This window comes from Marinibactrum halimedae (assembly GCF_021234875.1).
GTDB classification, from domain to species: domain Bacteria; phylum Pseudomonadota; class Gammaproteobacteria; order Pseudomonadales; family Cellvibrionaceae; genus Marinibactrum; species Marinibactrum halimedae.
In genome coordinates, this window is the sequence record NZ_JAJQVM010000017.1 from 1 (window position 1) to 13086 (window position 13086).

At 44.5% G+C, this 13086-nt stretch carries 11 protein-coding genes, 1 tRNA gene and 1 pseudogene; 5 read left to right on the forward strand and 8 right to left on the reverse strand.

The window, feature by feature from the left end:
- Nucleotides 1-228, reverse strand: a pseudogene (locus LU351_RS11045) (transposase); the annotation flags it as partial.
- 647 nt (nucleotides 229-875) lie between these two features.
- On the opposite strand from LU351_RS11045, the gene LU351_RS11050 reads away from it, so the two are divergent.
- On the forward strand, nucleotides 876-1808 hold the full coding sequence (locus LU351_RS11050) for a hypothetical protein (protein ID WP_232594130.1): 933 nt from the start codon (nucleotides 876-878) through the stop codon (nucleotides 1806-1808).
- A gap of 158 nt (nucleotides 1809-1966) precedes the next feature.
- On the opposite strand, the gene LU351_RS11055 is transcribed toward LU351_RS11050, so the two are convergent.
- The 5 genes from LU351_RS11055 to rpsU form a co-directional block, all read right to left on the reverse strand.
- Nucleotides 1967-2043 (reverse strand) — tRNA-Ile (locus tag LU351_RS11055).
- Between the two features lie 100 nt (nucleotides 2044-2143).
- Complete coding sequence (gene rpoD, locus LU351_RS11060; RefSeq protein ID WP_232594131.1) at nucleotides 2144-3967, reverse strand: RNA polymerase sigma factor RpoD; 1824 nt, start codon at nucleotides 3965-3967, stop codon at nucleotides 2144-2146.
- Nucleotides 3968-4377: 410 nt separating this feature from the next.
- Nucleotides 4378-6366 (reverse strand): DNA primase, encoded by a 1989-nt coding sequence (gene dnaG / locus LU351_RS11065; RefSeq protein ID WP_232594132.1) that lies wholly within the window; start codon nucleotides 6364-6366, stop codon nucleotides 4378-4380.
- A 142-nt stretch (nucleotides 6367-6508) separates the two neighbouring features.
- Entirely contained in the window at nucleotides 6509-6961 is a 453-nt protein-coding gene (locus tag LU351_RS11070; RefSeq protein ID WP_232594133.1) for a GatB/YqeY domain-containing protein, read from the reverse strand.
- Nucleotides 6962-7219: 258 nt separating this feature from the next.
- Nucleotides 7220-7435, reverse strand: coding sequence for a 30S ribosomal protein S21 (gene rpsU / locus LU351_RS11075; protein WP_232594134.1), 216 nt, complete (start codon nucleotides 7433-7435; stop codon nucleotides 7220-7222).
- 413 nt (nucleotides 7436-7848) lie between these two features.
- Between rpsU and tsaD the strand changes: the two genes are divergently transcribed.
- The 3 genes from tsaD to folK all read left to right on the forward strand — a co-directional run bounded on the left by tsaD (nucleotide 7849) and on the right by folK (nucleotide 9904).
- Nucleotides 7849-8880: a tRNA (adenosine(37)-N6)-threonylcarbamoyltransferase complex transferase subunit TsaD gene (tsaD, locus tag LU351_RS11080; protein ID WP_232594135.1), complete on the forward strand. Its 1032-nt coding sequence runs from the start codon at nucleotides 7849-7851 to the stop codon at nucleotides 8878-8880.
- A gap of 95 nt (nucleotides 8881-8975) precedes the next feature.
- On the forward strand, nucleotides 8976-9380 hold the full coding sequence (folB, locus tag LU351_RS11085) for a dihydroneopterin aldolase (RefSeq protein ID WP_232594136.1): 405 nt from the start codon (nucleotides 8976-8978) through the stop codon (nucleotides 9378-9380).
- The gene (folK, locus tag LU351_RS11090; RefSeq protein ID WP_232594137.1) at nucleotides 9380-9904 is read left to right on the forward strand and encodes a 2-amino-4-hydroxy-6-hydroxymethyldihydropteridine diphosphokinase; all 525 of its coding nucleotides are present in this window, start codon (nucleotides 9380-9382) and stop codon (nucleotides 9902-9904) included. Before folB ends, folK begins: the two co-directional genes overlap by 1 nt.
- 48 nt (nucleotides 9905-9952) lie before the next feature.
- Here the strand turns inward: folK and LU351_RS11095 are convergent, their stop codons facing one another.
- Nucleotides 9953-10786, reverse strand: a complete 834-nt coding sequence (locus LU351_RS11095) for a pteridine reductase (protein ID WP_232594138.1) — start codon at nucleotides 10784-10786, stop codon at nucleotides 9953-9955.
- Nucleotides 10787-10807: 21 nt separating this feature from the next.
- Nucleotides 10808-12040 (reverse strand): multifunctional CCA tRNA nucleotidyl transferase/2'3'-cyclic phosphodiesterase/2'nucleotidase/phosphatase, encoded by a 1233-nt coding sequence (gene cca, locus LU351_RS11100; protein ID WP_232594208.1) that lies wholly within the window; start codon nucleotides 12038-12040, stop codon nucleotides 10808-10810.
- 148 nt (nucleotides 12041-12188) lie between these two features.
- Between cca and LU351_RS11105 the strand changes: the two genes are divergently transcribed.
- A complete protein-coding gene (locus LU351_RS11105; RefSeq protein WP_232594139.1) occupies nucleotides 12189-13067 on the forward strand; it encodes a DMT family transporter in 879 nt (292 codons plus the stop codon).
- Nucleotides 13068-13086 lie beyond the last annotated feature (19 nt).

A 13086-nucleotide genomic window follows, 5' to 3' on the forward strand; every position in this document is an offset into this window, starting at 1 on the left:
CCATGCGCAGTTCTTTGTTTTCTTTACGTAGGCGTTTTAGCTCTGCTCGCTCATCTTCGACCAAGGTAATACCCTCTGACTGAGCTTCTATTTTTTCTTTCCATTTATAGATCAGGCTGGTTCCAATACCCAGTGACTTTGCGGCCTGAGCCACTGATCTACCACTAAAGCCACAGCTTCTTCTTTGAATTCTTTTGTATATTGTTTGTGAGTTCGTTTCTGACTCATGATGACCCCTTAACTATTTGACGGTAATTGTCTCTTAATTAAGTGTCCGGTGCTATTAGACCACTACACTCAATGAAAGCAATTGTCAAGGAATTTGAAATTGAAAATGTAGATAAGCTTTATCAAATCATGAATGCATATTTTCATGCTGCCGGTGACCTATATGAGGATAACGGATTAAATCTGTCGAAAATAATTACCAAGGCAACAGTTTTCAAAATTTTAGTATCTCACTCTAGGTCTGTTACAGGGCTCCCTAGTAATAATTGATCAATGCTTAAGGTTAAAGCTTGATCCATATGAACCTTTATTAATCAAAAGAAAGATTCATAAGAGAAAAATTTCATCAGGCAAATTGCCTGAGACCCCAAATATATCTTTTTGAATTTAAAATTAGGTCAAACAATGATCCTTTGGGTTGGATCTGGATCATTTTGATTGTTTATTACTAGGGAGCCCTGAGGTCTGTTATATCTATGATATTTGATTACAACCCTGAGAATATTGAAAAGATAAGCGAGTATAAGAAGTATTTATCTAGGTCTCTTCCAGGTTCATTTGATGATATTGCCGCATCTCGAGCATACGCTAGAACAACCGAGGCTTTGGATAGAAAGCTTCTTAAAAGAACGGTTAGGATTTGAGAATTGCAAAAGCTTTCAAGGCTTGTACTGCCACATATCGTGTCTGGTATTGTGTCGGCAAGACGTTCGGCCCATGACCGGCTTTTTGAGAGTCTAAATGATTTGGAGTTTATTACTCGAAAGATTGATAATGTTGATCAGTCTTGCACTGTAGAGCTACAGATTCTTTCCGAACCTCCATTTTTTCAACTTCTAGCAGGCGAGGCGCATCGATTTTTGTTAGCGTCAGCCGTTAGTAAACAAAGGTCTTTTCAACAACAAGAAGATAATGCAGCTTGGCAAGTAATTGAACATTACTATGCAGCTTACTACGCAATACATTATCTCATTCGCATCTCTGGAATTGGTTTGTGTAATCTTGATAGCAGCTCAGTTTCAAGGATCGAACAATGTTGTTATGGGGCTAGTGCAGGAATAAATGGAGCTCCCGTGCGGGGCTTATATACTATTAAATACAATGTTGATACTCAAGTTCTAACGATGAGAAAACCTCAAGCAAGATCAGGAGGATCTCACGTTGACGCTTGGAGGCTCTGGGTTGAATTTATAGATAGGCTCGTGGCTCACTTGGAGAAAGATATGAGCGAGTATGCATCTGAAGCTCTTCTTCTTAGCCTGCATAAGAGTTTCGTACAAAGATCGGTTGGGCATTTCAACCCACCAATTCTACGAGGAGAGATAAATTATCAATTTAAAGGTGGAGTTTGGCCATTTGAACGAAATTCGACGAATAGTATTCGATCATTAAAAAATTCAATTTTGGCACCACTAAACAGATCTCTCGAATCTTTAACGCCATGGGAAGGACTGGTGGAAAACAATAAAATAATAATGGATTTAGCCGCTAGAACTTTCGATCATGCCGCAGATAGCTATCCGAAAAGTATTTGTCGGAGTTTAAAAAATAAGCATAAAAAGCTTCTAGAATATTCATAGTTAAGCCGGCCGGCTAGAGTAAAAAACACTTCACTTTGAAGTGCTCTAAGGATATATATAGTGAAGAATGGCCATCATTGGTGTCCTAAGACACCATACATTGGCCAAAGCGGCCAAACTATGGTGTCAAGAACAGTAGGCTACAAAGGTGGGGAAAATGGTGGGCCCTCACGGACTTGAACCGTGGACCTATCGATTATGAGTCGAGTGCTCTAACCAGCTGAGCTAAGGGCCCTTCTTAACGGCAAAGCAGGCTGCCGTTGGTAAGTGCGGGGCATTATATAGCCCCGCAAGTTTTCTGAAAAGTACTGAAGCGAAAGTTTTTTGGTAATGAATTATTCGTCCAAAAAGCTTCTGAGGTGATCAGAACGCGATGGATGGCGTAATTTTCGTAATGCTTTTGCTTCAATCTGGCGAATACGCTCACGGGTAACGTCGAATTGCTTACCAACTTCTTCAAGAGTGTGGTCGGTATTCATATCGATGCCAAAGCGCATTCTCAGGACTTTTGCTTCACGAGCAGTGAGCCCTGCCAGTACTTCTTTTGTGGCTTCGGTGAGGCCTTGGCCTGTGGCAACTTCTACCGGAGAGGTAATTGCGGTATCTTCGATGAAATCGCCTAGGTGTGAATCTTCATCATCACCGATGGGGGTTTCCATGGAGATGGGCTCTTTCGCAATTTTTAAGACTTTGCGAATTTTATCCTCTGGCATATCCATGCGTTCGCCCAGCTCTTCTGGTGTCGGCTCTCGACCCATTTCCTGGAGCATTTGACGCGAAATTCGGTTCAGTTTATTGATGGTCTCTATCATGTGAACCGGAATACGAATCGTACGAGCTTGGTCTGCGATGGATCGGGTAATGGCCTGGCGAATCCACCAAGTAGCATAGGTGGAGAATTTGTAACCACGACGGTATTCAAATTTGTCCACAGCTTTCATTAAGCCAATGTTGCCCTCTTGAATAAGATCCAAAAATTGTAGGCCACGATTGGTGTATTTTTTCGCAATTGAAATAACTAAGCGTAGGTTTGCCTCAACCATTTCTTTTTTCGCACGACGGGCGCGGGCTTCGCCGATGGACATGCGGCGGTTGATATCTTTCACCGCCGCTAAGGATAAGCCGGTTTCTTCTTCAACTTGGGCTAGCTTGCGTTGAGAACGCATGATGTCCATTACATAGGGTTTCAGGCGAGTAGAGTAGTCTCGATTTTTTTCGATAATACCAGGAATCCACTCTTCTGCTGTTTCGTTGCCCGGAAATTCCTTCATAAAGGCTTTACGTGGCATGCGTGCTTTGCGTACACACAAGTTCATGATGTTCCGCTCTTCTCTGCGGATACGATCTAAGACGCTACGGATGTATATGTATAGTGGGTCAAACTGTCTTGGTGGCAGTTTAAAGAACTTGAAAATATCTCCTAGACCGCTGAGTGCTTTTTGCACTTCTTTGGAGTCGCGACTATGGGATTCCAAAACGGATTGCACGGTTTCACACTGAGCACGAAGTTCATTAAAACGCGCTTTGGCTTCTTCTGGGTCTACGCCGCCTGCGTTTTCTTCATCTTCGTCATCATCGTCGAGGTCTTCTTTGACCTCTTCTGTTGCAGTATTGTCAACTGCTGTGGCTGCGGGTACATCTTCAGCGGGGTCGAGCCAGCCGCTAATGACATCTGGTAGGCGTCGCTCTTCTTTTTCGACTAGGTCATACTCGTCGATGAGGCCTGATACCGCATTTGGCCAGTAGGCGATCGCGTGCATTAATTCCCGTACGCCTTCTTCGATACGCTTGGCGATGGCAATTTCACCTTCTCGAGTTAATAACTCGACGGTGCCCATTTCGCGCATGTACATACGTACGGGGTCAGTGGTGCGACCTGCTTCAGTCTCGACTGCAGCAAGTGCCGCAGCTGCTTCGGCGGCAGCGATCTCGTCGGGAGATTCGCTGTCGGACATCATGAGCTGGTCAGAATCAGGGGCAGACTCAAAAACCTGGATACCCAAGTCGTTGATCATTTGAATAATTTCTTCGACCTGATCTGGGTCGGAAATGTCATCGGGAAGGTGGTCGTTGACCTCGGCGTATGTAAGATACCCTTGCTCTTTCCCTCGTGCGATCAATTCTTTGATTCGTGATTGTTGCTGGGCGGTGTCGGTCATTCTAAGCCTTGTAAAACCTTTCGAAAGTGGTGGGCGTAAAAACGGTCAATTATAACTTATTTTGTTACAAGCTTGCCATGCATTAGGTAACGAGTAAGAGCATGCTCTCTTCATTTGGTTCAGTGGCACTGAGTCTCATTTTTGTCGATTTGCAAGTGTTGGCTCTCGTCAGAGGTGATTCAAATCGTTGCTGTATTAATTTTGATCTCTTTATAGTTGTGCTTCTAAATGTACTTTTTTAGATGTACTTCTGAAATTGCACTTCTGATCTTTGTATTTTTTATACTGTACTTTTTGTGCTCATCACGTTTGTGCTTGGCTGTTGGTATCAACGAACTTTTCTTCTTTCTACCACTGATATATTGGACATCTGATATATTGGACATCTGCTTATAGTGAATAGTGTGCAGTTAATTTAGGCGGCCCTTTAACACCTCGTTCAACAGCTGTTGTTTTTCTTCCCTAGTAAGACCAGTTAAGGTGCTAACCTTCAGTTTTTCCAGTGCTTTTTGTCGTTTTTGTTTTGTGTATCGCTCTATGAGTTGAGCAAAGCAGGCTCGATATTCCCCTTCCACATCATAGGTTAAGGTCTTGTTGGCGTTAGCCAGTAGATCTGAAGCAATGAGGCTGGCCAGTTGTTCAGTGTCTTCAGCGCCTTTTGCTGCTCGCCAGTAACCGAGTATTTTACTGAGGCTGTAATGGGGGCGTTGCTTTAGAAGTTCAAGGAGTTCAAGAAATCTTACAGTGTCAGGGTTGGACGACTCGTTTAACTCGGCTAAGTCAAATTCGGTGGTAACGCTGACCAACTCCGAGTGCTGTAGGAGAAGTGTGCACAGTCTTTTCTCCGGTGTTTGCTTGCAAGAGGTAAGGTGATGGTGACGTGTGTGAGCTCCGTGAGTATCGAGGTTTTGCGCTGAAAAGTGAGAATGTTCTTCATGATTTGTGGTGTCGTTAGGGGGGAAGTATGCTGTATTGGCTTCGGTAATAAACTCCTGTGCGGCTTCTAGTGAGGTAGGCAGTTCCGCATGAGTGATACTATCTGCATGAGTGGTGCTAAGGGAAGGTTGATTGTCGGGTGCTGCAATATTGATGAGTTCACTTAGAGTATCTCGACTGAGCCCGGTGCGCTTTGCCAAATTGTCAAACATTAGCTCTCGATACACACCAGTAGGCAGCCGGTTTAGCATGGGTACGACAGCTTTACTGAGTCTTGCTCTACCTTCCATTGAGTTGACATTGAGGTCTTCACCGGCAGCGTCAAACAGATAGTCTTCTAGCGGTACTGCATTTTCTACCATATTAGTGAAGGATTCAGCGCCAAGGCTTCTTACGATAGTATCTGGGTCCTCGCCATTGGGCAGAAAGAGAAATTTGACTTGTCGCCCATCCGTCATTGTAGGGAGGCAGTTTTCCAATGCCCGTTTAGCGGCTTGTCGACCAGCTGCATCACCATCAAAACAAAAGACTATTTCGCTTGTGTGTTTGAAGGCTAGGTTTAGATGGTCTTCTCCGCAGGCGGTACCCAAAGTGGCGATTGCGTTATCGATACCAAATTGGGCTAAAGCCACCACATCCATGTAACCTTCTACAACGACAAGACGTGTTTGCTTGCCGTTCTGCTTAGCTCTGTGCAGCCCGTAGAGTTCTTTTCCTTTATGGAATACGGGTGTTTCGGGGGAATTGAGGTATTTGGGCTTGTCATTACCCAGTACTCGGCCGCCAAAACCAATGGTTCTGCCTCTTACGTCTTTAATTGGGAAAACAATTCGATGACGAAAGCGGTCATAACGCCGCTTGGTCTCAGCGTGCTCTACCAGTAAACCGGCTTCCAGTGAAAGGGATTCAATAGAGTCTTTCAATTCTGGGTTTTCTTGGCGTAGATGGTCAATGAGATTGTTCCACCCAGGTGGAGCGAAGCCCAGCTCAAAGCTTTTCGCAATGTGGCCGGTGAGCCCTCGCTGGCGTAAGTATTCGGCAGCTTCTCGGCGAGCTTTGTGTTTCCTGAGTTGCTGTTGATAGTAGTTGGAAGCTTGGTCTAGTAATCGATAAATGAGCTTACGTTTTTTCTCTCGTTCCGCTTGCTGTGGGGATGCATGTCTTTCTTTAGGGACGTCAACACCGGCAAGTTTTGCGAGAGACTCCACTGCTTCAGGAAAGGCCATTTTGTCATAATCCATGACAAAGCCAACGGCATTGCCACTGGCCCCACAACCAAAGCAGTAATAAAACTGTTTATCTGGACTAACGGTGAAAGAAGGGGTTTTTTCTTCGTGAAAGGGGCAGCAGGCGGAGTAGTTCTTGCCTGTACGTTTGAGCTTAACACGAGAGTCGATGATATCGACGATGTCTAGCCTTTCCAGCAAGTCGTCGATAAACGGTTGTGGTATTTGCCCCGGCATTCTGGTTCAGTCCTATTATTCAGCCCTATTGCTCCAGTGCTCTTAGTGCTCTTAAAGAGTATGACGGAGCGAATTTAGTAACAACATAGTGCGTCGCTTACTGATTCGATGTCTGCAGGGGCGCTTTAGGGGTGAGCAGGAATTACGACAAACGTTCTTTAACGAGTTTACTCACTTGACCCATATCACCACGCCCTTGAATTTGTGGTTTCACAATGGCCATGACTTTACCCATTTCTTGGGCTGAGCTGGCACCGGCATCGGAAATAGCCTTTGTTATGATGGCCTCTATTTCTTCAGCGGTGAGAGCGGCAGGAAGAAACTCGGCGATGATGGCCGCTTCTTTTTGTTCTTGCTCGGCAAGTTCAGGGCGTCCGGCATCTTCGTATTGGGTTTGGGAGTCGCGACGTTGCTTGATCATTTTGTCCAACACGGCCAGTACGCGGGCATCGTCCAGTTCAATACGCTCATCCACTTCGATGCGTTTAAATTCCGCTTGCATCATTCGCAGTGTGGCTAAACGTTCTTTTTCTTTTGCTCGCATTGCTTGTTTGACGGCATTTTGAATACGAGGTTTCAACTCTGAGTCGGCCATGAGAAATCTCACTCATTCGTATAATTGTTATTGGGTTTGAAATGCTGATGAAACTCAGGGAGTTTTAGCAAATTAGTTAGGAAAGTATGACTTAGCCAGAAGTAAAAGCACAGCTCTGTAGAATTGAGGGTGACAGGCAAAGGAAAGATGCCTTTTCGAGAGCGTTGAAAAGGCGGTCACCAATAAAAGCTGCGCTTGTAGGCGATAGGCAACAAGGTTGCCTTGAAAAGGCCGTCAATAAATGACCTTTAATCGCGATTAGTAAAGACGTTGGAACTTGCGAGTTTCGCGTTGCAACTTCTTAGCGTGACGCTTTACGGCAGCCGCTGCTTGGCGCTTGCGTACAGAAGTTGGTTTTTCATAATGTTCACGACGACGAACTTCCGCCAAGATGCCTGCCTTTTCACACGAACGCTTGAAGCGACGCAAGGCAATATCGAATGGCTCGTTTTCTTTGATCTTTACTGAAGGCATAAGTTTACCTGTGTTTGGTTAAGAGTAGATGGGCTGTTGCCCACTGACTAAAGTATATTCAATTCTTAGGGGCGCAAATTCTATACGTTGATGGCAACCTCTGCAACATCATGACGGTGTTGATTGTGCGTTTATTTGCGCAATTTTTTTGAATGACCATTAGAAACTGCGATTTTGAAGGGATGGACAGAAACATAGGGCTTAAAAGGGTGGTGAATGTTAAGTCTATTTTCCATGGGGGTTGGGTTTTTGGCAGTAATACTGGAGCTTGAGGAGCTGAATCGATAACATGTGCCGCCTTCAAAGTCGGTGCTCGTATTTTCAGAGTGAGTCACCGATAGAGTGAGTCACCGAAAAAAGGTGCCTCTACGATCGTCTTCTGAGACCATGAATACGTAGTTTAAGGGGGTAGCATGCGTGTCTTAGGTATTGAAACGTCCTGTGATGAAACAGGTGTTGCCATCTATGACAGTGAGCAAGGCCTGCTTGCCGATGCCTTATATAGCCAAGTCAAATTGCATGCCGAGTATGGTGGCGTGGTCCCTGAATTGGCTTCTCGTGACCATGTTCGTAAATTATTGCCGATGATTGAATCAGTTTTGAAGCAGGCTGATCTCACCACTGGGCATATTGACGGTATTGCCTATACATCTGGCCCAGGGCTGATTGGTGCTCTAATGGTTGGGGCCTGTTTTGGCCGCTCGCTGGCTTATGCCTGGGGGAAACCCGCTATTGGTGTCCATCATATGGAAGGGCACCTACTGGCTCCCATGTTGGAAGACAACCCTCCAGAATTTCCTTTTGTGGCCTTGTTGGTGTCGGGCGGACATACACAATTGGTGCAAGTGGAGGCCATCGGACAGTACCGATTGCTTGGAGAGTCGCTCGATGATGCTGCAGGTGAGGCGTTCGATAAAGCCGCCAAAATGCTGGACTTGGATTATCCCGGTGGGCCACACATTGCGAGGCTGGCAGAATCTGGAACTTCAGGACGGTTTACCTTTCCTCGTCCCATGGTGGATCGTCCCGGATTGGATTTTAGTTTTAGTGGTTTAAAAACGTTCACCCTGAATACCGTTGCTGCTCATGCTTTGGATGATGGTTTGCCGGACGATCAAACCTGTGCCGATATTGCCCACGCGTTTCAAGAGGCAGTAGTGCAAACGTTGGCGATTAAATGTCGACGTGCGTTGTCAGAAACAGGCTATAAAACCTTAGTGATTGCCGGTGGGGTGTCTGCAAATATACGTTTGAGGGATGTATTAGTGAAAGAGCTGGCGAGAGTGGGTGGAAGTGTTTTCTACGCTCGTCATCAGTTTTGTACCGATAACGGCGCCATGATTGCGTATGCAGGCTGCCAGAGATTACTAGCGGGGCAGCAAGACAAATTAGCCGTGAATGTGAAGCCTCGCTGGCCTATGGATACGTTATCACCGCTTTTGTGATGCAAAGTTAAGCTGGTGAGTGTGGTTAATGCCACTGTGTTTTTCATTATTTCTTTTTTCAGAACTTACTTGACGTTAACAAGGCACACCGCAATATGGGTGATAACTCTCCAAACCGTGACATCGTTTTTATTCGGGATTTAGAAGTTGAAGCTGTAATTGGCGTCTTTGATTGGGAGAGGCGAGTTAAGCAGAGGCTGGTCTTTGATGTAGAAATGGCAACGAACATTGTGAAAGCAGCTAAGACCGATAACCTTGAATATGCCATCAATTACCGAGCGGTTGCTGATGAGTTGATTGAGTTTGTGAGCCACAGTGAATTTCAGTTGATTGAATCGTTAGTGGAACATTTATCAATGAAGTTGAATGAAAAATTTGGTTTGTCGTGGGTTCGCCTTACGGTTCATAAACCCGGTGCAGTAAAAGAAGCGCGTGATGTGGGTGTGGTGATTGAACGGACGTTTTCAAGTCCAATGGATGACCAAGGGAGATTGTTTTAATGCCCAAGGCATATTTGAGTATTGGTAGTAATCAAAACCCTGAATTTCACATACAAAAAGCATTGGATGAACTTTTCTTAGCCTTCGGTGAGTTGATCATTTCTTCTGTATATGAAAGTGAGGCAGTGGGTTTTGCAGGGGATAATTTTTATAATTTGGTTGTGGGTATTCACACAGATCGACCACTGTTCGAATTAAATCAGTATTTGAAACACTTGGAAGATCAATACGGACGTGATCGAAGCTCCCCCAAATTCAGTGGAAGAACACTGGATGTGGATATTCTTACTTACGGTGATTGTGTGGGAACCTTTGATGGAATTACCCTACCCAGAGAAGAAATTGCCTTTCATGCGTTTGTCTTATTACCTATGGTGGATGTGGCCGCAAAAGATGGCCACCCGAGTTTGGGGTTGAGTTATCAGGCGTTGTGGCAGTCCTTTAATAAAGATACGCAAAAGTTGTGGCCCGTCGATTTTGTATGGCAAGGGAAATTAATCTCCAATAAAAAAGCGAGTTCTTAAGGGAAACTCGCTTTTTTGTTTGGTTTACTTTGCTTCACTTCTTCTTGTCTAGGTGGTGAGTGTCCTGCCGCCATCAACAGGCAATATTTGCCCGGTGATGTAGTGTGCCTCGTCTAAGAGAAAGGCAATGGTATTGGCAATGTCTTTCGCGGCACCCGGTGTTCCTAATGGAATACGAGATAGAATCTCTGATTTTTTTTCTGATGATAATTCAGCCGTATCTTCTGGCCATAATATTGCCCCAGGTGCAACGCCATTGACGCGAATTTCTGGGGCGAATTCTTTGGCCAATGATTGGGTCATCATGATATTGCCGGCTTTTGCCATGCTGTAAATGGGGTAGTTTTTCATAGGTCTTATTCCATGAATATCGGCAATATTCACGATACAACCTTGATGCTGTCGTAAAAAAGGTGCCAACTTTTGACACAAGAAAAAGGGCGCTTTGAGGTTTGTTGCGAACAAGTCTTCCCAAGCACTCTCTAGTGATTGCTCTCGTTGGCGTTGAGTCTGCTGGTTATCATTTTGCGTTGTGGGTGTTTCCAGTGGCGTTGGGTAAAACGTCGACGCATTATTTATTAATGCATCCATTCTCCCCCATGGCTTGATCGCTTTTTCTACGATGTTATTAATTTCTTGGGTAGAGCATAAATCACCTTGAATTGAGGTGGCAGAATGCTCTCTTTGTTGATTGAGTTCAGAAGCCACTTTATGTGCTTCATCTGCACTGTGATGGTAGTGAATGATGACATTCCATCCTAATGTGTGAAGGTGTTCAGCAGTCGTTTTACCAATCCTGCGAGCTGCACCGGTAATCAGGGCAACTTTATGTTGGTGGTTCTTATGTTGATGACTGTTGTTGGGTGTAGGGTTGTTGGACATAAGTTGGCCTTTTCTTAGGATCTAAAGAGAGTTGTCTAAGCATTGCTTAATGATCTTTATACGCTGAGCTTCGATAGCGGATCCTAGTGCTTTTCCAGAAAAACCTTGCTGGATGAGAAAACTTGCTGAAACCTCACAACTGCTTTTTAGTGCGTAAGAAATACGCTTTGCACCCGTTGAGAGAAAATTTTGACAAATGTGTTGATAAGCCTCTTTGATTTGAAGTAAATCAATGACTTTATTGGGTCGTCGAAACCCATCCAAGCGTTTAAACGTATCAAATAACCAAGCAGAATCATTGCCAGTTATTTCTGAGATGGACAGCAGCTTAGTATGGGTAAGAGCATCAATAATCAATATGTTGTAATGCTTTGGGACGAGTAATTCTTGGCAAATTTTGTTGGCGTTATCAATGAGTGACTCGGTGTCATTATTTTTAAGTGATGCTAGTGCCAGTAAAGTGATGGTGAATCTCAATACACTGACAGAAAGTAGACTGCTTTGATCGCCCCAAATCGCATTAGTGTATTCATGTGGGTGGAGTTGATCGGCGCCATCAATGCTTAGGCTCGATATTTCTTTTAAGTAGTGAATACAGGGGGCACCCAATTGTATGTTTTTTGACAGGGTGGGGCATACCGATACTAATGCTCCACAGCCTCTGAGTACTTCTAAGAAAATATGAGCATTTTTCTCCTTGAGTGCACGTTCAAACTCTTTCCATACCCGTTCTTTGACGAGGTATTGTGCTTCACCGTGAGCGACCATCGATTTCATTAATGTTAATGTATCCTCATGAACGTGGAACCCAAGGTGGTGATAGCGTGCTGCGAATCGGGCGACTCGCAGAATTCTGACAGGGTCTTCAGCAAACGCCGGGGAGACATGGCGTAATATTTTTTTTTCTAAGTCATGTTGGCCGCCGTAAGGATCAATAATGCTGCCGTCTGATTTTTGGGCGATGGCGTTAATGGTTAGGTCTCTACGGAGTAAATCTTCCTCAAGTGTCACATCCTTAGAAGTATTAAATTCAAAGCCGGTATATCCAGGTGCTGTTTTACGTTCTGTTCGGGCTAGGGCATATTCTTCTTTTGTTGTAGGGTGTAAAAACACGGGAAAATCTTTGCCGACCGGAGTGTAACCTTGTTCTATAAGTGTTGAGGGTGTGGCACCGACAATGACCCAGTCCTTTTCGTGAAACGGAAACCCAAGTAATTTATCGCGTACAGCGCCACCCACTAAATAAACGTCCAATTGATGCTCCGAAACATTTGCATTGTTCAATGGTATTGAGTCGTTCATAGTATGCCACGCTTTGGAGAGGACCTCCCTAAGATGATATCTGTTTAAAAAGGAAGTCCAGTGGTGTGCCATGAGTATTTCTCCTTTTTAGAGAGTTCATATGAAACCTTTTGTTGTACCCAGTATTTTCTTATTAGTGGTGGTGATTTGGTCAACAACACCACTGGCTATTCAGTTAAGTAACCAAGATTTTGGCTTTGCTCTTGCGGTATCTGCTCGAATGACATTGGGAGCGTCTTTGGTGTGGCTGATATTGTTGCTTCGTGGACAATCGTTATTTTCTTCAGCAAGTGATTGGAGGGTGTATGCAATTGCGTCTATCGGCGTGTTTCCTAATATGCCGCTAGTTTACTGGGGTGCTCAATTTATTCCTTCTGGTTTATTGTCTTTGGTATTTTCATCGGTGCCCTTTTTTATGGGCATGTTTGGTAAATTTATTTTGGGGGAGCGACTTGGTCAAAATCGCATTATTGGATTGATGGTTGCGTTTTGTGGGTTGAGCGTGGTGTTTTGGGATCAGCTGCAATTGAATGATGAGGCTGGAAAAGGCATTGGTGCTGTTATTTTGTCCACATTATTGTTCAGCATCAGCAGTGTGTGGATTAAAAAAATAGGTGCAGAAATCAGTCCGTTACAGCAGGCATGTGGGTCTATGTTGTTTGCTCTACCGGGCCTTTGGTTATGTTGGTGGTTACTAGGGGCGAGCTGGCCAAGTTCAGTAGGTATTGTCCCGGCGAGTGCGGGAATGTATTTGGTGATTATGGGGTCAGTAATTGGCTTTAGTGCCTACTATTTTTTATTGCGTCATTTACAGGCAAGCACTACAGCATTGATTAGTATGCTCTCTCCTATATTGGCAATGGGGTTGGGGGTTGCAGTGGCGGAAGAATCTTTCAGTACTCATTATTTTGTTGGAACTGGTTTGGTATTGTTAGGGTTGAGTGTTTACTCAGGCATCGGCAAGGCGATATTGAAATAAAGACATGCTCATTAATTTT